The sequence below is a fragment of the Sphingomonas sp. AC435 genome (genome assembly GCF_979253005.1).
The window spans coordinates 1-234 of sequence record NZ_CEEDCJ010000121.1 but is presented as its reverse complement, the minus strand read 5'-3'; the positions used below and the strand labels follow the sequence as shown (position 1 = coordinate 234).

Annotated in this window: 1 pseudogene; it reads left to right on the top strand. The window is 75.6% G+C overall.

The window, feature by feature from the left end:
* A pseudogene (locus tag AC0CH8_RS19160) lies at nucleotides 1-234 on the top strand (metalloendopeptidase); the annotation flags it as partial.

The following is a 234-nucleotide window of genomic DNA, read 5'->3' as shown; positions in this document are numbered from 1 at the left end:
GGGCGAGGAGGCACGCGACCTGATCGACCGGATGACGGACGACGACGAAGGGCAGACGACCGTCGCCGGCCTGGCGCGGCTGCCCGGCCCGGTCGCGCGGCCGATGGCGGTGGGGGTGCTCGGCCCGGTTCCGCCGCGCGGCGTGGTGCGGATGCCGGTTGCGGGGCGGCTGGTGACCGGGTTCGGCGAGATTTCGGAAGCGGGGGTGCGGTCACGAAGGACAGTCCCCGCGAC